The organism is Humiphilus diazotrophicus, assembly GCF_059726315.1.
The window spans coordinates 53278-78986 of the sequence record NZ_AP040870.1 but is presented as its reverse complement, the minus strand read 5'-3'; the positions used below and the strand labels follow the sequence as shown (position 1 = coordinate 78986).

Below are 25709 nucleotides of genomic sequence, written 5' to 3'. Positions count from 1 at the left end.
CATCCCATACTAAACCTCCTGTTGACCGGCAAAATCTTTTAACTTGGGCATATTTTCTATACGAAAGCCTTCAATCGCGCCGGACTTATACATCCGCACCAATGCATCGTAGGAAGCATTGGCCCCTTCGTAGGTATTTCCTTTATATAAATGATGAACGACAAGTTTTTTAATCGTAATTTTCGCGCTTACAGGACATCCTTCCTCGGAAGATAAGTGCATACCGGTTTTATGCCATGCAATAAGATTCTCGGTGCACCCAATCGTTTTTCCTGACGTTCCACCTTCCGAGGTACAGGGACTCGCAGAGACAAAGAACTGTGGAATACTGACCGATATCGATATCGGATAACTGGCTTTGGCGTAATTCAAAGCAACGATTTGATGAACATGCGCAAAGAGCTTGTCCTCTGCGTGGTTATTCTCCTCATCTTCAAGATGCCCCACCTGAGCAAAATCCACGAGATGCTCTGTTGCACGCTTCGATAGTCGAGCACTCGTGTGAGCTACCGGAGAAAAGCCAACGTCGTTTGAAGGCTGCGAATATACGGTATTAAAAGTGCCCTTTTGTTGGGTTTGCGAAAGTGAGCCTTCATAGAAACCGGGGAATGAAGGAATCTGCTTTGCTCTTTGAATTGCTCCCGGGGCAGCACGAACAATCTGAGAAGGAAAGCGCATACCGTTGTTTACCGAAGTGAGTACCCTTTGGATAGGTGCCTGCATTTGCACGTACCCGCGAGAATCTCTTCCGGCATCGGCAAAACCCATATTCCGATACCATCGCGTAAGCCGCCCACTCCCGTTATCCTGGCTGGAAAGATAAACCGTAGTCTTTCCCAAATGCAGCCCAGCCCGTAACGCAGAAGCAATCAGCGCCCCGCCCAGTCCATTTCCCCTTTGGGCAGAGGCAACCTCGAGATCGGTGATTTCGATAGAAGTCCTGCCTCGGTCATGCAGCATGACCATACCTAAAGGAGAGGCACCCGAACCAGCAGTAATACGATAGCTTCCAGTTTTCACTGAGACTGGGCCGGATAGTTGAGGCTGAATCGAAGAAGTCCCCAGTCCAGGTCTTGCAGCCATCAGCCTGGGCATAGGCATAGGCGTAGGCGTATAAACCGGAGGATATCGCTTCTGCTGTAGTATCTTCTGGGAATTATCCGGCCGATAAACCGGCGGCGCACCCGGTCTGGTTACAAGGGGAAATTTAGGATTCGGCATAGCCCAGCTGACCTCCTGATCCAATGGCTCAAACGCGATGCAGACAGCTTACCTAGAGACGTTATTCAAGCCAAGAGCTTCCACCACCAAAGCAAACGGCACCGCAGGCCCATTCTTCTTGCTTACCAGGCCAAAGTTCGTCTGATAATCCCACATCGCCCAGCCGATTTTGTACTTTTCCAAAGTTACCCGCACGTCATGAAGCCAATGCGCGCGCATTTGAGGATCGGATACAGGAAGATGTACGCCAAACTCTCCACAGTAAACCGGAGCATGATATTGCTTTGACCATAGGTCGGCAAAACGAATCGTAGCATCGACTCGATGGATGTCCCACCGTCCCAGACCATACTGCTCGACGAAGAATTTTCCCGCCAGTGTCGATTCCTGATCAAGATTTGGTTCGACAGCCTCGGGCGATGAAGGATAAGGCACATTCTTTAAACTCTGAACCTCGGTATTTGCCCAAGTCGCTCCCTGGTGTGTAAAAGCAAATGGCTCGTAATCGTGAAAGGTATAGATGACATTATTCAGTGGAAGTGGCTCTAAATGAAGAAGATCCTCAAGGCCATCCCAATGTGCTCCGGAGGCAATAACGGTGTGCTTTGGAGCTACCTGGCGAATCTGTTGGGCCACAAAAGACTGAATTCCCTGCCAGCGGTAGGGATCTTCCTGCTCCGATTCGTTCATGATCTCAAAGAAGACCATTTCCGGATCGGTAGAAGCATAGTGCTCGGCAAGAGAACGCCAGAGCATCGCAAAGCGTTCGACCCCATCGTTTCCACTACGAAGAGTCGCCTTATAGTTGCTCTCCGGATGAATATCGATAATGACCGCGAGCTTGTGATCGAGCATGATCTTCACAACCCGATCAAGCTCGGTAAGAAATGGCGAAGTACCGCCCCCACGACGGAAGGTTGCCACCAAGGGTTCGGCATCGATACTAAGCCGGATATGATCCAAGCCTAAGCGCTGAATCAGGTCGATATCTTCAGCCGTAGTAAAGGTGCGAAGCCGGTCAGGCGAGTAATTATTCGGGCTTTGGGCAAACCACATGCCAGTGTTAATTCCACGCTGCAGATGCTTTACACGTGTCCAAGCCGAGGGTTCATCCTGTCCCTGAAGACTGGCAGCACCGAAAACACTAAAGACAAGTAGCGCAAGGAATATGGCCTTTTTCATCGAAAGCTATAGAAACACAGCCCGGCTCTTTTGGCAAAGGAGGAACTGTGTTTCTGTCTTCGCTATTTCAGTCGCGTAAGAGATTCTATCTTGTCCTTATATTCCGGATACTCGCGGATGAGCGCGGAACGCGACCCAGTTTCATAGTCGGCGTAATCAAATCCTGGCGAAACGGTACAGCCGATCAAGGCAAACTTGCCGCCGGAAACCAGCTTGGAACCCTGCCAAACATCCTTGGGAATCACGAGCTGCGGAGTCTGCCCGTTCTCAATATCACTGCCGACAAGTACCGTCTTTGTCGAACCATCAGGGAATAGCATCACCAGTTCGATCGGATCTCCTAAATAGAAGTGATAGATCTCATCCGATTTCAGACGATGAATCTCTGAGAAGGTCCCGGGGTCCAGCAGGTAATAGATGCAGGTTCCAGCGAGGCGTCTATCCGAATAACGCGCAGGCAAGTCCGAATGAGGAATTACCTCTTCCGACTCCCAGGTTGTCGCGAAATACCCACCTTCGCTGGGATGCGGAACCAGGTTGAGAAGGCGTTTGATCTTTTCGACATCCATGATCAGGCAATCTTCCTTTCTACAGAAACAGAATAGCCTGACTGGCACACTTGCTTGCCGGATTAAGAACTGTGGCCATTCTCTCCGACTGCTTCTTTGGACAGAATGGCCACGCAGACATAAATTTCCGATCTACATCGAGGCACAAGAGACGCTATTGCCGAGGATGCAAAACATCGATCAATTGGCGGATATGAGGATTCTCCTCTAGGATGCCCACGGGAGGACGAGTACTGATCCTTCGGACCGGTCCCATCACAATCGAACCTACCGGAACCGAATCCACCCAATTGCCTCCATTTTGTGTAATACAGGGTGCCTCAGCACCGATGTTTCCCTGGAAGACAATGCTCAGATCGTATTCGCCGGACAGTGCGCCGATGGGCACAATCAGAGCTTTGGTTCCGTCCTGATTCCAGAGAGTGAGAATCGGAGCTGGAGTCGTATTCCCGTTGCTGTTCTTTGCCAGACTGATCCAGCGCCAGATACGCTGCCAAGGGAAAGGCTCCGGACTCTCAAGCAAAATTGCCTTAATGAAGAGATCGTTGTTATCCGTCAGCACTGAGATTTCCGTATCCGGCACAGCAACAGGTTTAGTCCTGCTCGCCAGTTCCGGACGTCCCAGTGCCACGATCAGACCGTCGAAGAGAGTATTGACGGCGTCGTAAAACTGCTGCCAGTTTTTCGCTACGCTCTGCCGGCTGCTGACCAACGCAGCCGCTCCATTCGATGCCGGAACAGGTCCAGGCTGGCGGTCGTCGGCCAGCGGATTGAAATTGCCTACCAGCGTTTGCAGGCTGTTATGGCTGGTAAGGTACGCTACTCCTTTTTGAGCATAGGCCTGAATGGCGGCATTTTGTCCTGAGAACCAGGTCCAAGGATCGGTAGCTGCTACATATCGGCGGATTGGTGTAGCTCCGGCTCCTCCGACAATCTGCTTAGCAACATTCGCCATGTGATCGCTGAATGTTGCATAACGGGAGGTTGTGAACTGCACCCGCTTCAGCGTAGTAAGCGAATCTTCATACGCCAGATAATCCTTGAGAGCCTTCAGTACGCCGATAGCATCGCTTGCATAGTAAATATCAAGCAATGAGCCTTCCACGTTGCCGGAAACAGCTACTGCGGTGCGATCTCCTCGGCGAAGGAATGGACCAGCCACAACATCCAGGGTGTAGCGTGTCTTCGGCAAGAGAGGTTTGAACCAGAGAGCCTTGGCTTCTTGTGCCGCCTCATTCTCTGCAATCTGGTGAATGATTCCCCACGCATCCACGGGGCTGACTTGGTTGATGGCCATCGAAGCTGCACGGCCTAGAAGTCCGACCTTGTCCGCCAGATTTACAGTGGAAGCTGCAAGCTCTACGGGCGCCACTTCCGGCAACACATCTGTTTTCTTTTCGACTTCGAGAGCACGCTTCTGCAGCTGGGCCTTCGTTGCCGGACTCAGAGCAACTGTCCCGAAAGTGGGAGGCTGCAAAGGTTTCGGTAATGGTGCCTCCATAGGCTGCGCGGCCAAGGCACTTTGTTGTGGAATCGAGGGAACGTGAATAGCATTCGGCAGCAACAGAGTGTGATTGTTGTTTCGGTCGACACAACGGAAGTGTAAGGAATTCGCGACAGAGCCATTTGAGAATGCCGTGTAGAGCGCATTTACATAGCTCTCGACAAACTCCACATTCAGATCGTAGCCATAGTAGGCCATCGCTGCCCCATCAAGAGGCCATGACCACTGCGTGTAGGTAAACAAATCCTCAATCGCGCCGGCCAACGGGAATGCAGCTCCGGGCTGCTGGAGTTGATTACAGTGCTGCGCGAGCATCGGAAACGGAGCCGGACCTTCAGGGACAGGCAGAATCGCCGGAACAGGCGAGCCTACCGCTGTGCCCGGGCCTGAAGCGGTTTGGAAGTAAACAAACTCTACAATGGGATCGCCATTAGGCACGGTTTTGAACTCCGAACTTCCAACTCGTGCTGCCTCCACTTTTGTCACCGTCTTGATGGCATAGAAGGCGGGCGCCGAGGGCAAGATAGCCATTGGAATCGGCGGAGTAGAGTACTCCAGCGAATACAGCAAAAGGACATTGCCTTTAAGCGGGATTGACAGCTCTTGTACCGCTGGACCGGTATCGGAAAAATTCAGAGTCCAGGCTTGAGTGATTTTGTCCTGTGTAGCCGAAGTTGGATTGAGTGTAATGCCATCTCCCAGACACTCAGGAGCGTTAAAGAAACTAAACTCCCCGTCATGCACATAGACCACTCCGACGAGAGAACGAACGACACTCCGTTGCGGGAAGCGAATAGTGATGGACGGATTTGTCTGTCCACTGTTATTCACTACCTCAAGCCCTGGAAGAATGCCTCCCCAGCCTAACGAACCTATGCTCGCAACGAGTCCTGCGGCCAAAGTGAACTGCAGGCCTTGATCGCTAAAAGTACTTCCAGCAGTCTGTTGCTTCGATTGTCCGTTCCAGCTTGCCGTCCAGTCTTGTCCGGGCAAGAGCCTCCAAGGGAAGACCTTTAACTGGGTCATCACCTCGCGAGGATTGGTCTTGGCAGGATCACCGGACAACCACACGCCCCCTAGTTGAGTAACTCCAATCGGAGGATCAGCAACTTCTTTCGGTGGCGTCGAACACACCAGCTCCCAGATCTTCGAGTAGGGACTGAATTGATAGAGCGAAACCTCTCTTAGGGTATGCACGATATTGAACTGCACCGCAGGAGGATTGGGATTGATATTGGACATATCGTCCTTCCCCACCTGATTGGGTGGTGGGGGTGGCGGCGGTGATGCGATATCGGCATCCTTGGGAAATTTCGGATCCGCCCAGCCAATCGCGTTAGCAAAGGAACCGGTATCGTCTTTCGTCGGATGGGCGAAATTCAAAGTGAAATGCGCATCTTGCGGAACCACGGGAGCTTGCTGCTGAGCATTGTTTTCATCCGGGATCATGTCCGGCAGAATGGGGGAGCTTGCAACTCGAGTCTGCCACGCTGTTAGCGCTGTTCCGGTGAGATCGAGAATACCCGGCTTCTGGGGATCGTATTGAACCGTGAGGTCAGGACTGAAGCCCTTCTCCCGGTGTGCCAATAGAACATAGTGATCGCTCGCCGGTTTGTCTGCAGCATCGCAATGATCGACCAACGTAGCGTCAATATGGCTCAGCGCCAACGGAGCAGGCGGAACGCTTCCATCATCTCCGCCCCAAGTAAGCGAGATGCTGGCACTGACATTGGGGAGAGGCCAAGGCAGATCGAGTTCAACAGAAATCTCTCCGTGAATCCAGAAGGGATTAGGAGCACAACCTTCAAGCAATGCATCAGCCGTAAGGCCGAAGCCAATGCCGAAAACACTCAGATGCAGATTGCCGTACAGCTCAATGCCACCTGCAATCTGCAGCGGAGACCATTGAATTGCCGCCAGCGTTGCCAGATAGGCATCGATACTTGCCGAGAGTGGACCAAAGCTCCAAGAGTTTCGATATCCCGTCCATGTCCCGGTAATTAATCCCTTATCGCTTACAACGAAATAGGCGTCGGATTCGAAGAGGTCGAAGATGCGGGCCTTAATACGTTTGTCATGTGGCGGCTTACCAAGCGCGAAGAACCATTCGCTACCACCCACATAAAGCTCTGCTGTCCCCTCAAGATCGAGAACGATAGGAATCTCATATTTAGCATCGATGGTCAGATCGAAAGTTCCTGCGTTGCCATCGTAAGTTGCCATCGCTTCGAAATTGGCATCCTGCGAGGCTCCGCCAATACGCTTCGACAGTATGTTTGCTTTGCCAATCAGCGAGATCACAGGTCCGGGCAGCATCAGCACAAGAGTGATAGCAGCAGAGACGGTATAGCCATCATCGGCACTGGTTCCAATCGTTGCTCCCGCGCCCAGAGCAAAAGCACCCTTCTTCGGAACAAGCCACTTATGTACATCGGTAGCGCTGTAGTCAGGATTCTGACCGAGATCCGGTCCGCTCGGACCCGCCGGGTATTTGTACCACTCCCACCAGGTGTGTTGTGGTTCAGGTTGCGGCTGCAGCCCACTGGCAACCAATCCTTGCAGACCATAGAGCGAAACATCTAGAAAGATCGGAATACCGACTGGAAGCTCGGCATCGATATCGAGGAAGAAAACGGATTGCCCGCCGAAGTTTCCGACAATGAAGTTAGCATCTACCTCAAGATCACCTGCAGCCTCAACAACCACCTTCACCTGCCCGGCAAAGACATCGACCTTCTTGACCAGTCCCGGCTTCGGAGGACCTTGCGGTTCAATGTAGTCAAAGATCGACTCCATCAGACCTGCATCCTTCAGAGCCTTCCCGTCCTTCGCATCCACATGAATGTGGTCGATCTCGCCATCGATTGTCAGCACATCCGGAATCTCGAAGGAAATACCGACGCCGTCCAGAGAAACAGCTCCAGTATCGAGGTTGATGCGCAAGCCTCGAACCGAGCCACCCAGCGAAAGTCCTTCGACTAAGTGGATATCACCGTTGAAACCGATCCATTTCCCGGTTGTATCGCTGCCGAAGCCGAGCTTATGCAGAGCAAGATGGAATCCGTAGAAGTCCAAAGCCATTTGGCTAGGAAGGTCGATCCATCCGCCTTCGAGCGATATGTGTCCCTTGCTGTCGATGCCGAGACCACGAAGCTCAAAGCTGGGCCAGGACAGGCTGGCTGCCTCAATAACCAGTTTCCCGGAGATAACGATCTTCCAGATGTTATCGACTGTCTTGTCTATCTCCAGAGAAGCAACATCGATCTCTACACTGCCTAATCCCCCAGGAAGCTCATAGATCAGCTGGACGAGCCCGTCTGCGGTAGAGCTCTGCACGCTTTCAACTGCCGCCAAGGAGATCGAGAGACTGCCATCGGCCTTGAGTCCGAACTCAATATCAACGGTCTTCGGATTTCCATCCTTGTCCGTAAAGAATGGGATCGTGAGATGCCCGCCAATATGACTCGCCGCCAATCCTCCATGCGCCAAGGTGAGATCGAAGGCTGTCAGCGCAACTGTAAAACCGTCGAAGAGAGTGGCTTCCAGCGGCTTGGTATCCAAACCATCGATATAGAGGCGCCCAGAGAGTCCTTGGGAATTAATCGTCAGGCCGTCGATATTAACGGTCTGTCCTCCGGACAATTTCAGCCCCATATCCAGGCCGTTATCATCATCCTTCAGCGTGAGCACGCCTGCGCCAAATGCTGCATCGGCAGCCTTTTGGATGATTTCCAGCCCCAAGGATTCGAGGAGCGATGTTGGGAGTAGCGAGAGAGTCGACATGTCCGTAACCTTTACTTAGCTGGGGAAGAGTTCGGATAATTTCGTGAGCTGCTGTGACAGCTCGGCCAATTCTGCAGAGGCTTTATCAATAGACCCTGCTGCTTCCAGCAATTGATTTAGCTTTTCAAAGAGAGCGCTCGCCGAATTCAGCACAGGCATCGCATTTCCCGGGGCAAGCGCTTGTGCCAAAGAAAGTCCCGATTGCAAGGCACCTAATGCTTGCGTCGCATTTCCAGAGAGAGATTCATCGATCTTGGACAAATTGTCCGCAAGTACGGTAACCACCTGAGCGACATCGGTCAGCGCCTTATGAATACTCTTCCCTACCGTGTTGATATCGGTGGACGCGGCGAAGAAAACCCCCAGCAAGGTTTGAAGCGGGTTGAAAAATGTCCCTGGATTGGCACTCGTCCCTTCCCACTTGCTCACCGGCCCATATTTAGGGCTCGCAGGAAGAGCCGGGTTTGGAGCAACCAGGACACTCGATAATGCAGTTACAACTTCAGCGATTGGATCGACAGGCATAGGATCTTCCTTCCTCAAAAGAAATCTGTGTTTGCTCTAGACCGAAGCCATCGCTAGCATTTGCGACGCGAAAGCCTTGGAGGGATTAGAACGGTTGCCGTAGATATCAATGGCAACCACAACGTAGGCGTTAATTCCAGTAGCACTCGGCGGCGGCGCCGTCACGATTGCGTTGGGGTCGAGCGGAGTTCCACCGCTTGTTATCCCGTCTACAAATCCGGCGCGTCTCGTCGGAATTTGTCCCAGCACCTTTACCTGTCCTTGCCAGGTAGCAACGACTACCACTGGAACACTTCTCCCAAGCCCAATGCGTAATCCCGTTAGTCTTGAGTGTGTTGGGCTATCGGTCTTTATCTGGGCAATTCCACCAGCCGCTGGCGGAGTCCAGTAGTTGAAGGCATGCTGAGATAGCGCATCCAGCGATGTTTTGTAATCCGTTAGACGATAAACACCATTAACAGCATCGGGCGGAGGTCCCGCCGGAAGTGCTATTTCGCCCATGTCGCTACCCTCATAATCACGAGCACAGATTCGAGGATCGGGAACAAATCCAACCAGCCGTGCATCTCGATTCGGAAGAGCCGCCTGTACAAACGACAATGATGGATAGATCTTCGGATCGTAAGTGATCGACGAAAGACTGCTTTCTGGCACAGGATGCGTCCAATCCGCGCCGAAGTACCGCAGATCTTGAAGGGCATCCACACTAGCCGCCCGATAGATCAGATAGGCAGCAACATCGGGATTCTCATCAAGCGCCCAAGCAGCAATCATTGCGGATTCGGTAGGCTGCAGCTTGTACAGCACCGGAGGTCTTGGTGGAGTAACAATCTGCGTATAGTAAGGACCAATGGCTCCGGTTGTACTGCTGGTATTTCCGGCCGAGTTCACTGCCGAAAGCTTGTACAGTGTCCGTCCATAACCAGTACCGTCAACACTGTCAGATACCGCAGTCGCGGGATCCAAGGGTTTAGGGTTCACGCGGGCGAAGCTGCTTGTGTTCGAGTTGAGATCGGCTAAGGCGCGCAGCTCGTCATCCAGCAATCCTCCGTAGAAATGTTCCGTGAAGGCCCGCTGTGCATCCGTGTCGCTCAAAGCATTTGCAAGGCTAAGAGACTTGCCTGTTGCTTTGTTATAGGCCGTAACCCAAGCTGATACATTACTAATCCACGATTGAAGATCGGCCCTCGGCGTCCCTCCGTCGAGAACGACGGGGTTATTGTCTGCTGCGTTTGCCAATGCGATTCTTCGCTTGATATCCGCCAGGATCAGAGAGCGAACATGTGCCCGCTGCAGTAGATAGCCAAGTATTCCCTGACCCACCGGAGTCGAGAAAGGCAATGTCTTGGCAGCTCGGCCGGCAGCATCTGCCGGATCGTAGTAGACATGATGCACTTCATGAACCGGAGTAGGAGGCGTCGGAGGAACCAGGTACTGCGCTCCAGTAAAGACGATGGCAGGCGATTGAGGTTCGGGACGCGGCGGATTCATACCATTGGGATCGATAATTTGTTCTGAAGGATCAAAGGGATTCTTGGTCGATCCCACAATCGACACACGCGCACGCGCTGTATTTTGATGAATAGGGACCTCCAACGGGACAGGAATCTGTAATTGAGTTCCGTAGCCGGAGACCAGATAAGCTGGCTGGCCTAGATAATCATTGGTGTGAATAACCAGCCGCGAAGTCTTTCCCGCATTGATACGAACCACCACCGGCCCACCCGGAGAAGTTGGAGGCACAAACGGCCGAACTGCATATTGTTCACTTGATCCATCCGGCAAGGTCAGCATGAGCATTTGCCCAGGATCGAAGGGCTTTAGTGCTACCAGGGGAGGTGTGGTCTGAATTTCGACGACATAATGATTCCCATCGTCCGACAGGGTCGCGGTAATCGAGCTTACCGTCAAAGACTGAACCGTTGCGGGAGATACAGAGAGCTCCTTCGTCACCAGGGTTCCGGTCGTGTTTCCATTTGTATCAATTGCATCGACTGTCAAACGCGCGGTCCGGATATCCGGATACATCATGTAGGCGGCACCAGCCCAATTGACAATCATGTTCAGTTCTCCGCCAACCCACGCTGATCCGTCCGGTTTGGCAGCACCTCCGCCAGCTGCAGAGTTATCAAACTTCAGAAGTCGTAATCCGGTTGGTGCGGCAGCAATCCTTTCGACACCTCGGGGATTCGTCCACCCACTCCAATGCCCTAAGGCACCGAAGACATCGAAACCGGCAACACGATGGCTCCAACCGCCAACAGGATCTTTCAAATTCGAATCGGCATAGCGATAAAGCCTGTCGGTAGGAATCTTCGAGCTCTTCGGCTTCGGAGCGCTCTGAGAAATCACCCAGCCGGGAATTCTCTTCTCGCTACCTGCTGCCCCGGAGTCCTTGCGTTCTGCCACAAATCCGATGGGCTGCATAGGCGGGGGCAGTTCCATCGGATTTGTGACTGGGTCCCCCGACTTCGCTGCGGGGGACTGGGGCGGAGCTGGCCACTCAACGTCGATTAGGCTATGAGGAACCAAAGCGAGAGTGGCCGTATCGATATCCGCTTGACGGTGGCGGAAAGTCGATACAGGTTGCCCCGGAGCTGGTACCGGCTTTAAAGCCGAAGGTGGAGGAAGAAGTGCAAATCGGGTTCCGATTGTATCCGGTGATAGCAGATGCGCAACGACAGAGCCAATCACAACAGTGGAACGAGAGAATGGCACCAGGCTTGTTCCGGAGATCTGAACCTCATCAATCGGAGCACTTGGCGATGCCTGATTCACTGTAACTGTAGTCAGCTGTCCTGAATTGAAGCTGCTCGACGACACAATAACACCACCGGAAAGAGCCTGAACTGAACCTGAACCGGATACTTGAATATCCACGCGCGGAAAACGCGAAGGCAACGCAATGGAAACGTGAGGAGTCGAAGCTGGAAACGGGAAATTGAATCCCGGAGTAGTCGCTACGAGCAAAGCGTCGGGCTCATGCGCCTGCCCTAGTCCGGCAAGTGCAGTGCCAACAATGGCCTCAACAGTGGGAGGCGCACTGGGATCGAGCCGCGGCAGATAATTTCCGTCGAGGTCGTACTTCGTCCAGCGCCAGAGCGAGGTTTGCCCACCCAACGGACGAATCGTCATTCCATCGAAGACTGCTCTACCCCGAGCCAACGGTGCCGCAGGGGCAAGCCCAGGGAATAGCACGGCAGATTGGCAAGGAGTGCTTCCCCAGTAGCCAGTGATGCAGTAGTCGTACTTGACTCCCGCTGAGGTTTTGTCATCGACAAAGTACAACCCCAGTACACGCGCGAAATAGGGATTCAAGGCAAGCAACAGAAGCTGTTGCATTAAGTCGATGTTTAAGGAAGGTGCATTGGCTCCCTCCTTCGCCGTCTGAATAGGAACATCGGCCAGCAAAGTGGAAGGAAAACCTTGTACCAGACGTACCAGTTCGGCACGAAGCTTCTTGAGCTCCTGCCGTTGCTGTGCGAGAGTCATACCCTCGGCCAGCTTTAGAGAACCAAGGCGTTTCTCCGCCTCATGAATATCCATTTGCTCGACAATGGAAGGTGCTGTAGTCGAGGGATCGGGAGCACCGTAATAACGGGCAGGCCAATTCTTCATCGTCACCGGAAGCGTGAATGGGACCTTCCAGCACTGCCATCCATTTTCTCCGGGATCGCCCCAACCCGGATCGCCACATCCTGGAGGATTACCTCCACCTTGCGTTCCGCCACCCTCACCGCAACCGCAATCTTTCGGAGGTTCTGGATCTCCGCAACCACACTCCTCTACGCTCTCCGCACCAACAACACGAATTCCCGAAATCTCATGCGCCTGCACACGAATCCGGAAGCATCCTTGATCGACAGGAACTGAACGCCGTCCTGTTTCTTGAAGTTTTCCATTAGCATCCCTGGAAAAGGTTTCGATGATTACTTCATTGCAACCAGGTGCTGCACATCCGGCGAGCGTTACGCTCTGGCAGGAATGTGGCAATGTTGCACTCCACTGGTTTCCCTCTGCGGAATTCTCTATTGTTGCCCCTTGGCCCGTTGGTGCAGTCGAGGCGATGCCCGTTGCAGGATTCGCGGCGGCAGGTGAGCCAAGAATACGCGCCACCGGTGGAGGTGGTATCCGCTTCTCACCTTCTTTGGCAACGCGACGGCAGAGCCAGAACCCGCCTGGAGGAAATCCCAACTCAGGCTGAAAGCTCCATCGCAGATGCACTCCCGGCTGCATTGGCTGACCATCAAACGTAGCTTCCGATCCATTCGCGATGCCGCCCTGTAGGCCGAGCACTATATTCGCCACTATCCCCTCCAAACACACCGATCCGATTGCAATAGAATCCGTCACACAAGTTGAAGTAACGGCCACAACGAGATGCCTTTAGGCATAGAGCTTCCATCTCCCGCCTTCCGACAGAAGTTGAAGAAACAAGAAGTAGTTACTTCAAGAAGAAGAAGGCCACAGTGCAGGACTCATCCTGCACTAATTACGGCTCTAGTCCGCATGCCTATTGGGTATCTGCTCCACAAGCAAACATAGAGCTGGCAATGTAACAATAGGGCGCACACTCCTGGAACACTCTAGACTTCAAAAACCAAAAAGCGGGAACATATATAACCGATCGTTACAAGAATGTATACACAAAATTTACTGATCAGTATCGAGCTCACATAATTCGACTATGTTGCACAGCGAAGCTCAACCCTGTTCTACATTGAAAAGCGCCCTTGCTGGAAAATCTCTCTCATGAAAATTGTTTATTGAAACTCTATTGATTTTATGAATAATAGTTCGCGAGTACAGGATGGATTTAAGGGAGACTAACCTTTCCGTATAGAGGGAGATTAGATTGGAAATCTTCGATTTCGGTGATTCTGATATCGGTAACCGAACAACGAACCTTATCCGGAAACGCTCTTCGGTTCACCGATATGAAAGTCTCTATTCCGCTTCTTCAGAGACTTCTCAGCATGGGGCACTACTTCGCGGCCGGTTCCTTCCCGATAGCGATCACGAAATAATTGGCAGGCGTATCACCTACATTCTTCAAGCTGTGTAGTTCGTTCGAAGCTGCATAGGCCACCCCACCAGGACCAAGCTGTTGAGGTTTGCCTTCAATAGCAAACTCTACCGTTCCTTCCCGGATCATCATGAATTCTGAATGAACATGCTTGTGAGGAGGATGTGGCATCTTTCCGGGAGAGAGTGTCGTCTCATGCATTTCAATCTCTTCCCCGGTAGCCAGTGTGCCTCGAAGGACGGATCTCGACGATCCGACAGCACTGGTCTTCACAAGCAGTTGATCGAAAGCAAAGGCTTGCGAATGCGACAAGGGCGAAGAAGAATTTGTAGAACCGGTCGATTGAGCATTCCCTAACGTCTGGCCAAAGAGGGCCAGAAGCGGTAAGGATAGACAGACGTCACGGCGGCTTTTCTCAGGCATTCCGGAATATTACCGGAGGTCAGTCCTCTTAGGAGTCCGGCCTCGCAACCTAATATTCCATAGAACCTCCATTGATTCACACGAGAAGCGCACAGAACCGGTATGTATCCAGCAAAGAGCGCCACGGTGCAAAGCAAGAGGATCATGCAGAAAAAGAATTTTATTTTCGGGTAACCGCTTGAGAACGAAAGTCCTAGGGGTGATTGGACTTTCTCTAGGAAAAGTTTGCTGCCTGCTCCAGCCTGGTTAGCTCATCGGCGGTTGGGTCCAGGGTGAAATAGAACGTTGCCCCCTGATTCAATTGGCTCTCTGCCCAGATCCGGCCACCATGCCTCTGAACAACACGCTGGACGGAAGCCAAACCGACTCCCGTTCCCGGATATTCATGATCGGGATGAAGGCGATGGAAGGTACTGAAGAGCTTATCGGAGTACCTCATGTCAAAACCGGCGCCATTATCGCGAATGAAATAGATCCTGCCGTCTCCGTTCTCGTACATACCGAACTCAACTATAGGATTCGGGCGTTTGGAAGAGAATTTCCTCGCATTATCGAAAAGATTCTCAAGAGCAATCCTCAGTAATCCTTTGTCACCAACTACTTTGAGATCCTGAGCAATAATGAACTTCGTCGTCTTCTCCGGCTCTGAAGCGGCATATTGTGCGGCTATCTCTTCAGCAAGCTCGCTCAGGTTCACCTCTTCACGAACCATCTCCCGGCGCGTCGTGCGTGCCAGCTTCAGCAGATCGTCAATCAGAGTCCCCATCCGGTTCGCGGCAGCCCGAATACGATGCAGGTATATCTTCTCTTCGTCTGTGAGTTTTGGTTCGCAATCCTCCAGCAAAGCCAGGCTAAAGCCATCGATTGCCCGCAAGGGGCTGCGAAGATCATGGGAAACCGAATAGCTGAAGGCCTCCAGCTCTTTGTTCACCACCTTCAGTTGCGCATTTTGTAGAAGGACCGCTTCTTCGGCTTTCTTTCTATCCGAAATATCGGATACTACTCCCATGGTCCTGATCGGCTTACCCGAAGAATCCCTGTAAACGTGCCCTTGAATTTCAATCCAGTGAATTGACTGATCGGGCCAGGTGATGCGGCACTCCGTTGCCAGATTGCCCGACTTCAGCGCCTCTTCAAAATCTGTCCGAGCGCGTTCCCTGTCCTCAGGAATAACATGCTGGAGGAGAATCTGCGTACTCCACTTAGTCAGCGGAAACGAATAACCAAAGATCTCGTCATAGCTGCCCGAACGGACATATCTGTCTTTCGCAATATCGAGATCCCATGCGCCCATGCGTGCAGAGTCAAGTGCCAGTTTCAGCCTCATTTCACCTTCACGCACAATTTGCTCCGCACGTTGCCTGGCTTTCAGCTCTGTCGAAAGTAAACGGTAGTGGGTGAATAAAAGTATTAGTGCCAGGATAAAGCTGGAAACCAGAATGACTCCGACCACCAGAAATGACTGCGTCGCATTATCTGCTCTTGTCCGTAGCAAGCTTTGCTCTTCCTGACGCATTTTTTCGAGGATGGACGTGGTCGCCTGTGCGATCGGAACATTCTGGCGAACCATCTCGTTCTGTCCCGACACGTTCACGGGATCTGTTCTTGCCAGCTCAACCGATCTTTTGAAAAAAACGACGCGCTGCTCTGCCAATGTCTCAAGACGGGCACATAAACGCTGCTGTGAAGGGTTGTCAGCCGTCAGCATTCGAATGTGTGTGACAGCGTTGAAAATTTCTGGAACAGCTTCTTGGAATTCCTGGTAGAACTCCCCGCTTTGGGTCGTAACATAAGCGCTACGCGCCCGCCCAGCCTTTCCTAAAGCTGAATCAAGGGCTCCAAAAGCAGCCTGGACTTCAAGGGTATGGACAACGAGCCGTTGGCTGCTACGCAGCTGAACAATGGATAAATAAGCGGCAACACCGGAAATGCAAAGCAAGAGCAGCGCGAAGATAAATGCTATCTGAGCCTTTCGGGGAGAAGGCATCATCAATGGCCCCTTTTTATTCCGACCGTCCCGACTCCTGCATCGGACAAACAGATTTAGAAAATATACATTTCTTTTGGATGACTATTCTGACGGTCATTTGAGATTATTTTTGACCGAATCCCATCCCTCCCAGCTGGTACTACAACCGTAAACAGTCAAAACAGAGGAGAAGTGCTTGAAAATATTTGGATATTGCGGATTCGGTATCTGAGAAATTGACGCTTCAAGGAACCCGAGGGTGCACTATCTACAAAAGTAAGGCAAGTTAGCGAAAACACAAAGTCTCGATTCTCCTTAGCCGGACTAAGCTAAATTTCAGAGAATTGTAGGGTTACCCATATGAAAGCCGGCGCCGGTCCTGCTTTAGTCCACTTCCCTTCACCTTGTGGCGAAGCCGGAGCCCCCAGAACACGTGCACTCCGTGTTCTGGGCGAGAAGATGAAGCATCCATGATTTCGCTCTGCGGCAGGCTGCCACCTCTCAGCATTTCCCAGAGGATATCTGACGTAGACATCGTTTACTGAAGCTTAACCTCATAGAAAGCCGAGGCATGCGGTGCCAGCGCCACATCCAAGAAAGACAACGATGATAACTCCCTATTACTCCAAAGATCGAGAATAGCTAGAGGGGTTGAGTTAATCTCCATTTGATTCCAGGCAAGGTGAGTTGAGGCTTGAGAGTCCGATAGATTAAATACGGCAACAAAAACCTTCTTGTCCAACACTGATGTCCAAACCCGCAGATTCTGTTCTTTATAAACAACCTTGCTCTTTCCGCTGTGCTGATTTACAACCAGCACACGATCATTCGTGATCAAAGAGCGTGTAAATGCATCCAAAGTTGAGAGATCGCCTCCTAACATAAGTGGAGAATGAGACATACACCATAACGTCATCATCGTCTGTTGTTCGTCATGACTAAGGAGAGAAAGCCGACCGTCTCCCCGCTCGGCCCGGATACCAATATGCCCCAACGGCAGCATGTCTGCATCAGGCCAATGGCCGGGTACTACATAAGGAGCCCAAGCTTCCGCACGGAAATACATATTCTTGAGCGATTCCCAGTTATCCCAAAGGTCGTCTTCAATACGCCACATCTCGGCATTGGCACGGAGATGTTCAAGCTGATCAAGAGGAGCGGGACCAGGAGAGAGGCTCAAGACGATAGGGCGTCCGCTCTTCACGATTGCATGATGAAGCGCTTCAATTTCCGCCTTATGGTAAGGACTCGACATATCATCGGCCTTGATCAAATCGACTCCCCATTGCGCATATAGCGCAACCAGTGAGTCGTAATATGCCTGAGCCCCCGGCTTCGACATATCGACACCGTACATATCGGTATTCCATTTGCAGACACTCTCTTTATCTGCAATATCTGCCGCATGAACGTTAGTGCCAAGAATTTGTGCATTTTGCGCAACAGCTTGCCGTGGAATGCCACGTAGGATGTGAATCCCAAATCTAAGGCCACGGCTATGGACATAATCTGCAAGCGGTTTAAAACTTTTCCCTCAACGGACGAAGGAAAACGATTAGCGGCAGGTATGATAATCCATACCGATTCGCATTGTGTGGGCTCCATGCACATAGGTCCACATCGGCATGGCAGCAATCGTGTTTGTCACGGAGATCTTATTTCCACCATTGGTGAAATTGTCTCCCATAGTGCTGTACCCGCTGAGCTCAATCTGAGGGAAAGCAGTCATCGGCATCGAGGAGTTGTAGTCTGTAGGCCATCCAAGATCAGCTAGATTGAAGGGGCTCGTCCCTTGCTTCTGTCCGTACGCATAGCGGGTAAACGACAAATGTAGATCGAAGAGAGAGTTTGGGGTAAAGGTGTGCACCCAATCTCCGGTAAAGAAATGGTTCTGCCGGATCAGAGGGGAAGTACCCGTCTTGGCCGCACCTGGAATACCGCTAGAAGGACGGCTCTCCGAGCGCTTATTCCAGGCAAAACGCAGGTAGGCACGATCAGAGTCACCAAAGTTTTTGTCCACGCGAACAATAGCGCTTTTGAAATTATCGGAAGAATTCATCTGCGACTTGTAGTTGTCCACACCCCAGCTCTGATCAGAAGGTGTTGTGAAATTTGGTTTAGGCAGATAGCTCAAGATCTTTTGGGCCACAGGATTTAGATATGACCCGGGAATTTTATTGTTTACAAATGCTGTTCTCGGAACACTATCGTTCGCTGTGAGCTTCGAAGTTTCGAGCGGATTGTAGAGTGTGACTGGCTGCTTTGCACTTCCATTCCAGTAATAGGCCTGACTGAAATTTCCGGTTTGAGCAACAGTCTGAGTCGACGAATCCGGATCGAGCGGAGGAACCGACTCCAGGAAGGTCAACGGAGTCCCTTCCCGATAGCCTTCGTACTGCATCTCGAAGAAGGTTTTATCTCTCCCGTCATACCAATGCGGAATCCTTACCGGACCGTCTATCTCAAACCCGTATTGATCGATCCATTCCTTACCTCTGCCGTAGTGGAGAGCATTGTTGTAATGACTGTTTGCATTCAGCCAGCTGCGGCGATAGTTCTCGTACACCTGACCGTGGAAGGTATTGGTCCCATATTTGGTGACCATGTCGAAGATTGCGCCACCCGTATGGCCATATTGCGCGTCATAGGGGTTGGTAATAACCTTCATTTGCTGAATGCTGGCTGCAGGCGGAACATAGCCGATGTCTCGACTTCCGGCTATCCTTCTTCCCTGATTGAAGAAAGTTCCGAAAGGCCAGCGCTCATCCGCCGAACATAAGGCAATGTGAGTCAGGGAACTAGCAAGATAATCACGGTGTAGAACATGTTTAAGTTGTTGAAATAAACAAGGATAAAGAGAAGGAAGCCTGGTTGGGTCATCGGTGCTAAAGTTTGAGGTACGTTCGCAGGCAAAAGATCAAGGCGTGAATCGGAGGAGGATTCGGACCCGTTTCGGCTCCGAGCAGCAGAGGTTTATCGATGAATGAAGTGGATTTAAAACCGACTCGAAGAGATCTTTCAGACCCCACTTCGCAGGAGACGGATGCAGCTATCGGCGAGGTCCAACTGAGCGATTTCGAAGAGGCGGCAGATCAGATCCCCGATCCTGTAGCAGTCAATGAGACATTGAAGTTGATTCTCAAAAGTCCCTGTTTCCATTCCACCAGACGCGGGAAACAATTCCTGACATTTGTCGTGCAGTACCGGCTCAAGAATCCTAATGAACCGCTCAAGGAACGGGCCATCGGTACAGCGCTCTTTAACCGCCCCGCAGACTACGCAACGGGAGACGACTCCGTAGTTCGAGCCCAAGCCAGAGAGGTTCGCCGACGCCTCGAACAGTACTACCAGGCATATCCGCATGAGAGTCCGATTCGAATCACACTCCCACTGGGTTCCTATGCACCGGAGTTCCAGTGGACGAATCAGGCAGCCAATGACGCAGAGAATCATCTAGAGCCATCAGCCACGGCACTTCAAACGCATGAGGGCCATCACATCCTTTCCCCAAAGGACGAGCCTCCTTACCGCAAACAAAGTCCATGGAAATCGCAAAAGATCTATGCCGCAGCCATTGCAGTAATTCTGCTTTGCGCCGTTATCTTTTATATAGGAAGCAGTTCCTTCGCTAAACCATCACAGTCGGCAATTCAGCAATTCTGGTCTCCGGCAATTTCTTCTTCGAAACCCCTGTTAATCTGCTTGCCTAAACCCATCTTTTATCGTCCGTCAAAGGAGCTATACCAGAGAACCGAAAAATCTCCCGGGGAATTCGATCGCGAAGTCTATCGCATGACTCATCGCCCGCACCTCAAGCCTGAAGACAAGGTGTCCTGGGGAGACATGGTGGAGTATGCCGATTATGGAGTTGGCAAGGGAGATGTCCAGGCAGCAGTTGCAATCTCAAACTTCCTCGGCACACAGAAAAAGACAAGCGAACTCAGGATAGGCGGTGATTACTCTTTTGAAGATTTGCGAAAATCGCCCGCCGTGCTCATTGGTGCCTTCAGCAATCCGTGGACAATGGAAATGACCTCGGGTCTGCATTTTGCTTTTGTCGACGATAAACAAGGACTGCATATTCAGGAACAGGGCAAATCGGGCCGCTCCTGGTCACCGAAGCTCAATTCCAGCTGGGCTGTTCAGGAAGACTATGGTCTTGTTTCCCGCCTGATTGATTCGCGTACCGGACAGTTCGTTGTATTTGCCGCCGGACCGACCGGCAGCGGTTCGGATGCCGCGGCCGATCTTATCGTCAATTCTGAGAATATGGAGAAGGCAATTCCCTATTTGCCAAAAGATTGGAAGAGTAAGAATATCCAGATCGTGGTGAGTACATCGGTTACAGATTTTGTCCCAGGCCCGGAAAAGATCGTTGCTGTTTATGCCTGGTAGGAAGTTTTGCGATGTACCTGACCGACCGATATTGCACTAGTTTTCATAATCCTGTGAGGCATTCAACATAGATTGGGAGAGATGAAGAGCTTGAACCGTAGAGATTTTCTTGTAATGACCGGAGTATCGGGAGTAGCAGCACTACTTCCCTCCACGCTCTTGGGAGAAGAAAAGAAATCGCCAAACAAAGATGAAAAACCAGAAGATTTCACCTTTCTTTTCATTACCGACACACACTTGCAATCGGAACTAAACGCCGCGCAAGGTTGCGATCAGTGCTTCAAGAAGGCCAGAACAATTAAAGCCGACTTCGCCATCCAGGGTGGCGACCATGTTATGGATGCACTTGGAGTCAGCAAAGAAAAGGCAATCCAACTCTTCGATCTCTACGGAAAGACGGAACAGGATTTGGGCTTGAAGGTCTACCACACGCTTGGTAACCACGATTGTCTTGGAATCTATCCTGAGAGCGGAGTGAGGCCGGACGATCCTCTTTATGGCAAGAAGTTCTTCGAAGAACGCATGGGTCGGAAGACTTACTACTCTTTCGATCATAAAGGGGTACATTTTCTCGTCCTCGATTCCATAGGCATTACGGAAGATCATGCTTACGAAGGCCGGATCGATGCCGGTCAGCTCGAGTGGCTGGCTGCAGATCTGCAATCGCTTCCCACAGGTACACCTATCGTTGTATCGATCCACATCCCACTGGTCTCGGCCTTTGCCGCATATGCCCCGCCGCCAAAGACTGAGCCCAAGCATCATTCCCTCACCGTTGCCAATGCTTATGAGGCTATCGCTCTCTTTGAAGGACACAATGTTCTTGGAGTATTACAAGGACATACCCACGCCAACGAAACGGTGACCTGGCGCGGAATTCCTTACCTTACAAGTGGCGCAGTCTGCGGCAACTGGTGGCACGGCACCCGTATGGGATCTCCGGAGGGCTTTACTGTTGTCAAAATAGAAAAAGGTAAGTTATCGACTCATTATGAGACATATGGCTTTCAAAGCATCGATCCGCGCAAGGAATAATGCGCTTTAGAGCATTTTTCGCAAAGACGTAGACCAAGACACAACAGCTTATGCGGCTTTCCGCTAAAGAAAGCCGCTCTTCGCGATCGTCGGCAAGTCTATACATATGCGAAAAATGCTCTAGTTAGCCTCCTAAACGTCTTTATGAGCCTTAAAATTCAAGTAGTTACAGTCTCTGTCGATAAGAACAAAATGGATATCTTTTCGATAGGCTTGCAAGGACTGAATCAGGCGCAGGGACAACTGGAAAAATCCGCATCAGACATCGCCCGCTCGAGTACTGAGGCATCCTCTACGACGACGGAACCCGTCGATACAGTGGATATCAGTGAAGCGATGATATCCATGTTGTCCGCCAAAACCACATTCGAAGCTAATCTCAAAACCATCGAGGTCGGCAAGGAATTAGCCAAAACCGTAATTGATATCAAGGCCTAATTGATAACATCTCTTCGTCCATAAAGATTGTGAGGCGCCTTTTCTCTGCAGAAAGGGCGCTTATGTTTTGCTATCGCCAAAGCCCTATCCGGCATCCTTCAGAAAGACATTCTTTGATACCAGATCGAACGAAAAAGACCTTTTCTCTTCCCTGAAAACCGGCGTATGCTTGACAGCCGAAAGACCAGTCTTCCTTCAGGAGGAAGCCATGGACGGCCTTTGGTTCACACACTTCACCGCAGGCCCGGAGTATGGCGATGGCATGGTCGTGCTGCGCGATGGACAGATTCTCGGCGGCGATCCAGGGCACACTTACACCGGTACATATATGATTGATTCCCCAAATGTCTATGCTCGGATAGTAGTAAAACCTTACGTTTGGGAACCCGATGTCTCAACTCAAGAGCGTCCGGAAAAACCTGTAATGCTTACACTCACCGGAACCCTTACCGGACATTCGGCAGTGGTCTTTGGACATCCCGACGACCATGAGGAAGTAAAGATCGCTGTCGAAATGCGCCAAGCAGCCTGAAAGTAACGGCCTCACAGCTCCACTCCCCCTGGAGCTCGCAATAGACAGAATGAACGCAGCATTGAGAACAGTTCCAGCTTCCCTCCTCGTTAGTCCATTTAATAGTTTTGATCGCTAAATCTCGATATCACAAGCTCCAGTGATTTGAGAGCTCCAGGGAGAGCCTGAATAGCACAATTCTGCGATGTAGCTGAAACCAATCTATAAGAGAAAAGCTGTCCAAGAAGCCTCGAGGGCCGAAGGCTAAACATCAGCCCAGTATGTCCGGGTTGGATAGGAGGTACTAAACAATATCCAAGTGCTGGAGGCACGACACTCAGCAATCTATCGAGACCAATATTCTGCAATTGGTCTCGATAAGCTTCAACATAGATCGCCTCTTCTTATTGCCTCGTTCTACTCATTTCGTAGCACCTCCATCGGTTCAATGGAAGCAGCTCTATGGGATGGCAATATCGCGGCAATTGTTGCGGCCAAGCTGAGAAGGGATACAGCCGAGAGCAGAACTACAGGATTCCAAGGCGTAACAGCATAGAGTTGATTTGCTATTCCCTTCCCAGCCAAGATTGCGGCCGGAATGCCGATAGCTAACCCCAGCCCTACTTGCAGGAAAGCACCGCGAAGTACCATCTTCAGAACCGAGGAGCGGCCTGCCCCTAACGCCATACGTATGCCGATTTCATTTGTCCGCTGTTCCACGCTATAGGCAGTAACACCGTATAAGCCCACAGCGGCCAGAAGTAACGCTACAACACCAAAGAGAGCAGTAAGCCGAGCCGTCGTCGACTGCAGAGAGAAATCCGAGCGCAGAATCCCTTCATAACTATCCATCGCCTCAACAGGCAGATTGGGATCTATCTCGGCAAGCGCCCTCCTTACCTGATTTTCCATGTTGGCGTGATTTCCTGGAGCCCACAATACGATGTTATGCAGGTAATGGCTGCGAACTTCGTCGACCATCAGGTTGGTTTTTTCCTGCTTAAGAGACTGAGCCTCCGCCATAAAATACATAGGTCTCACCGCATCGGAATTCATTATGTTATAGGGGTTGTAGATCATGTTGGCGGCTACTCCGACGATTTCATAATCTCCTGCATGCTTACCCCCGCCATCTCCAAAATGTTTCCCTATGGGGTTTTCTCCGTTGAAGAATCGGTCAGCAAATGCTTGATTAATGACCGCCACATTTCGTGAGGTGGCAGTATCCTGCTGCGTTATAGGGCGTCCGATGAGCATCTTGTTTCCAACGGTATTGAAGAAGGCGGGCATAACGCGTACAAAGGTGGCCCCATTGTCCTCGTTCTCCCTGGGCTCTGGCTTTCCTTCGATCTGCACATCGCCACTCCAATTATCGCCACTCATCGGAGCATATTGAGCAACGGAAACGCTCTGCACACCGGGTATTCGTTGCAAACGCTCCTGAATCTGCTCATATAAGCTCTCTAGCCGCTCGACACGATAACCCGCCAGTAGAGGATCGACCCAGACAAGATAGCGGTCCTTTGAATCAAAGCCTAGGTCACGATGCTGCAGATTACGGAGACTCTGCGATAACATTACAGCCGCGCACAATAAAACCAGCGACAAAGCAGCTTGTGTAACAACCAGCGCCTTTTGAGGAAGGGATATCTTCCCGGTTGTCGACCGTGTTACGCCGCGTACCGCTTCTATTGGTTGAGCATGAGATGCCACCCAGGCTGGAGCTACTCCAAAGAAAGCACCTGTAAGCAAAGATACAACTAAGGCAAACAATAACACCGGCCAGGAAGGCGTCGCCTGAATCGGCACATAAAGCCGGGGATCGGTAAACATTAGATGCAGGATCATGCCCGTTCCGGCATAAGCCACCAGCACACCTACACTTCCACCCAGGACACTAATAAGAACACTTTCAATCAGTGCCTTTCGGATCATCCTTATCCGCGAGGCTCCCAATGCCATTCTGACGGAAATCTGCTGCCTGCCAGCAACACCTCTGGCCAGCAAAAGATTAGCGAGATTGACACAGGCTATGAGCAAAACACAGCCCGCAGCAATAAATAACAGACGCAATTCCCCGCTATACATCTGTCGCATCTGGTTTACGCCTGTACCACCGGCAGTCAGATGGAACTCCTGGCGAGGGATGAGATCCTTTTCTGCTGAATCCATCTCGGACAGATGACTCATCTGCCACTGACGCAGTTCCAGTTTGAGCTGAGTCTCGAGAGCCTGAGAATCCGTCCCCGGACGAACTCTCCCTATAATGTCCAGCCAATTAGAGTTGGGCTTCTTCAAAAGAGAGCTTCCCCCAACAAGAATTGGCTCGTCTGCGAGTGGCATCCAGAAATCAGGTGTGCCCCAATCGCGCAAAGATGCCCCCAGGAAACCCGGAGGAGCGATGCCGACAACAACAAAGGGCTTGCTGTTGAGGAGGAAGGTGGACCCCACGACCGAGACATCGCTTCCGTACTTCTCCTGCCAGGTGTGATAGCTCATCACAGCTACAGGAGAGGCACCTTCACGATCGTCGCTTTCATTCAGAACTCTGCCTGTCCAAGCACTGATACCAAAGGTGCGGAAGTAATTCCCGGAGACAAACTCCCCATTACGTGCCTCAGCAGGCTGATGGCTGCCCGCACGACGTACCCCCAATCCTGCGGAACCGGCCTGGAAGGCAGCCAGATCGGCGAAGGCTGGAGTATGAGCTTGAAAGTGCTTATACAGCTCATAGGAGAAGATCGAATAATCCTCCCACTGGGTATAGCCCCCCAGCACGCAGCAATGCACCTTATCCCCGAGGCGATAGAGTTCACCCGGCTTTGTCACTGGAAGAGATTTCAATAAGACGGCATGAACCAGGGTAAAAATGGCGGTAGTAGCCCCAATACCGAATGCCAAAGTTAACACGGCCGTAAGGGCAAACCCAGGTGACTTCCGCAATTGCCTCCAGGCAAAGCTCAAATCCGCTAGCATTCACATCCCCTTTTCCTGATGATTGCTGCTCTCGTCCTCACATGGAAATTCCAGAGAGGAACAGTCAACCAGCTTCTTGCATGTGCGATGCCGTCTCTTCACCGTGTAAATCTATTGAAAACAAAAGGTTTATTGTTTCAGGGGAACTGATT

At 51.4% G+C, this 25709-nt stretch carries 15 protein-coding genes; 4 read left to right on the top strand and 11 right to left on the bottom strand.

Going from position 1 to position 25709, the window contains the following annotated elements; all coding sequences use genetic code 11:
• Positions 1–9: 9 nt before the first annotated feature.
• From AC6I7T_RS02255 to AC6I7T_RS02210, 10 genes are all read right to left on the bottom strand, one after another.
• Positions 10–1221 carry a GNAT family N-acetyltransferase gene (locus AC6I7T_RS02255; protein WP_497791661.1) on the bottom strand — a complete coding sequence of 404 codons (1212 nt, stop codon included), beginning with the start codon at positions 1219–1221 and terminating at the stop codon, positions 10–12.
• A gap of 48 nt (positions 1222–1269) precedes the next feature.
• On the bottom strand, positions 1270–2403 hold the full coding sequence (locus tag AC6I7T_RS02250; protein WP_497791660.1) for a glycoside hydrolase family 5 protein: 1134 nt from the start codon (positions 2401–2403) through the stop codon (positions 1270–1272).
• Between the two features lie 62 nt (positions 2404–2465).
• The gene (locus tag AC6I7T_RS02245; RefSeq protein ID WP_497791659.1) at positions 2466–2972 is read right to left on the bottom strand and encodes a cupin domain-containing protein; all 507 of its coding nucleotides are present in this window, start codon (positions 2970–2972) and stop codon (positions 2466–2468) included.
• Between the two features lie 154 nt (positions 2973–3126).
• A complete protein-coding gene (locus AC6I7T_RS02240; RefSeq protein WP_497791658.1) occupies positions 3127–8259 on the bottom strand; it encodes a DUF6603 domain-containing protein in 5133 nt (1710 codons plus the stop codon).
• Positions 8260–8274: 15 nt separating this feature from the next.
• A complete protein-coding gene (locus AC6I7T_RS02235) occupies positions 8275–8784 on the bottom strand; it encodes a hypothetical protein (protein WP_497791657.1) in 510 nt (169 codons plus the stop codon).
• 36 nt (positions 8785–8820) lie between these two features.
• Positions 8821–13092 carry a hypothetical protein gene (locus AC6I7T_RS02230; protein WP_497791656.1) on the bottom strand — a complete coding sequence of 1424 codons (4272 nt, stop codon included), beginning with the start codon at positions 13090–13092 and terminating at the stop codon, positions 8821–8823.
• A 676-nt stretch (positions 13093–13768) separates the two neighbouring features.
• The gene (locus AC6I7T_RS02225; RefSeq protein ID WP_497791655.1) at positions 13769–14233 is read right to left on the bottom strand and encodes a cupin domain-containing protein; all 465 of its coding nucleotides are present in this window, start codon (positions 14231–14233) and stop codon (positions 13769–13771) included.
• A 214-nt stretch (positions 14234–14447) separates the two neighbouring features.
• Positions 14448–16223 carry a sensor histidine kinase gene (locus AC6I7T_RS02220; protein ID WP_497791653.1) on the bottom strand — a complete coding sequence of 592 codons (1776 nt, stop codon included), beginning with the start codon at positions 16221–16223 and terminating at the stop codon, positions 14448–14450.
• A gap of 517 nt (positions 16224–16740) precedes the next feature.
• Positions 16741–17559, bottom strand: coding sequence for a glycoside hydrolase family 27 protein (locus AC6I7T_RS02215; protein WP_497791652.1), 819 nt, complete (start codon positions 17557–17559; stop codon positions 16741–16743).
• Between the two features lie 198 nt (positions 17560–17757).
• A complete protein-coding gene (locus AC6I7T_RS02210) occupies positions 17758–18870 on the bottom strand; it encodes an outer membrane beta-barrel protein (protein WP_497791651.1) in 1113 nt (370 codons plus the stop codon).
• 311 nt (positions 18871–19181) lie between these two features.
• Between AC6I7T_RS02210 and AC6I7T_RS02205 the strand changes: the two genes are divergently transcribed.
• The 4 genes from AC6I7T_RS02205 (at position 19182) to AC6I7T_RS02190 (ending at position 22602) form a co-directional block, all read left to right on the top strand.
• On the top strand, positions 19182–20597 hold the full coding sequence (locus AC6I7T_RS02205; protein ID WP_497791650.1) for a hypothetical protein: 1416 nt from the start codon (positions 19182–19184) through the stop codon (positions 20595–20597).
• An 81-nt stretch (positions 20598–20678) separates the two neighbouring features.
• Complete coding sequence (locus AC6I7T_RS02200; protein ID WP_497791649.1) at positions 20679–21632, top strand: metallophosphoesterase family protein; 954 nt, start codon at positions 20679–20681, stop codon at positions 21630–21632.
• A gap of 144 nt (positions 21633–21776) precedes the next feature.
• Positions 21777–22070 (top strand): flagellar basal body rod C-terminal domain-containing protein, encoded by a 294-nt coding sequence (locus tag AC6I7T_RS02195; RefSeq protein WP_497791648.1) that lies wholly within the window; start codon positions 21777–21779, stop codon positions 22068–22070.
• Between the two features lie 208 nt (positions 22071–22278).
• Positions 22279–22602 carry a hypothetical protein gene (locus AC6I7T_RS02190; protein WP_497791647.1) on the top strand — a complete coding sequence of 108 codons (324 nt, stop codon included), beginning with the start codon at positions 22279–22281 and terminating at the stop codon, positions 22600–22602.
• A 396-nt stretch (positions 22603–22998) separates the two neighbouring features.
• Here the strand turns inward: AC6I7T_RS02190 and AC6I7T_RS02185 are convergent, their stop codons facing one another.
• Positions 22999–25557 carry an ABC transporter permease gene (locus AC6I7T_RS02185; RefSeq protein WP_497791646.1) on the bottom strand — a complete coding sequence of 853 codons (2559 nt, stop codon included), beginning with the start codon at positions 25555–25557 and terminating at the stop codon, positions 22999–23001.
• Between the last annotated feature and the right edge of the window lie 152 nt (positions 25558–25709).

Coding starts and splice junctions, on each gene's coding strand:
- AC6I7T_RS02255 (WP_497791661.1), bottom strand. CDS start 1,221: ATGCCGAATCCTAAATTTCCCCTTGTAACCAGACCGGGTGCGCCGCCG.
- AC6I7T_RS02250 (WP_497791660.1), bottom strand. CDS start 2,403: ATGAAAAAGGCCATATTCCTTGCGCTACTTGTCTTTAGTGTTTTCGGT.
- AC6I7T_RS02245 (WP_497791659.1), bottom strand. CDS start 2,972: ATGGATGTCGAAAAGATCAAACGCCTTCTCAACCTGGTTCCGCATCCC.
- AC6I7T_RS02240 (WP_497791658.1), bottom strand. CDS start 8,259: ATGTCGACTCTCTCGCTACTCCCAACATCGCTCCTCGAATCCTTGGGG.
- AC6I7T_RS02235 (WP_497791657.1), bottom strand. CDS start 8,784: ATGCCTGTCGATCCAATCGCTGAAGTTGTAACTGCATTATCGAGTGTC.
- AC6I7T_RS02225 (WP_497791655.1), bottom strand. CDS start 14,233: ATGCCTGAGAAAAGCCGCCGTGACGTCTGTCTATCCTTACCGCTTCTG.
- AC6I7T_RS02220 (WP_497791653.1), bottom strand. CDS start 16,223: ATGATGCCTTCTCCCCGAAAGGCTCAGATAGCATTTATCTTCGCGCTG.
- AC6I7T_RS02215 (WP_497791652.1), bottom strand. CDS start 17,559: ATGTACGGTGTCGATATGTCGAAGCCGGGGGCTCAGGCATATTACGAC.
- AC6I7T_RS02210 (WP_497791651.1), bottom strand. CDS start 18,870: ATGAAGGTTATTACCAACCCCTATGACGCGCAATATGGCCATACGGGT.
- AC6I7T_RS02205 (WP_497791650.1), top strand. CDS start 19,182: ATGAATGAAGTGGATTTAAAACCGACTCGAAGAGATCTTTCAGACCCC.
- AC6I7T_RS02200 (WP_497791649.1), top strand. CDS start 20,679: ATGAAGAGCTTGAACCGTAGAGATTTTCTTGTAATGACCGGAGTATCG.
- AC6I7T_RS02195 (WP_497791648.1), top strand. CDS start 21,777: ATGAGCCTTAAAATTCAAGTAGTTACAGTCTCTGTCGATAAGAACAAA.
- AC6I7T_RS02190 (WP_497791647.1), top strand. CDS start 22,279: ATGGACGGCCTTTGGTTCACACACTTCACCGCAGGCCCGGAGTATGGC.
- AC6I7T_RS02185 (WP_497791646.1), bottom strand. CDS start 25,557: ATGCTAGCGGATTTGAGCTTTGCCTGGAGGCAATTGCGGAAGTCACCT.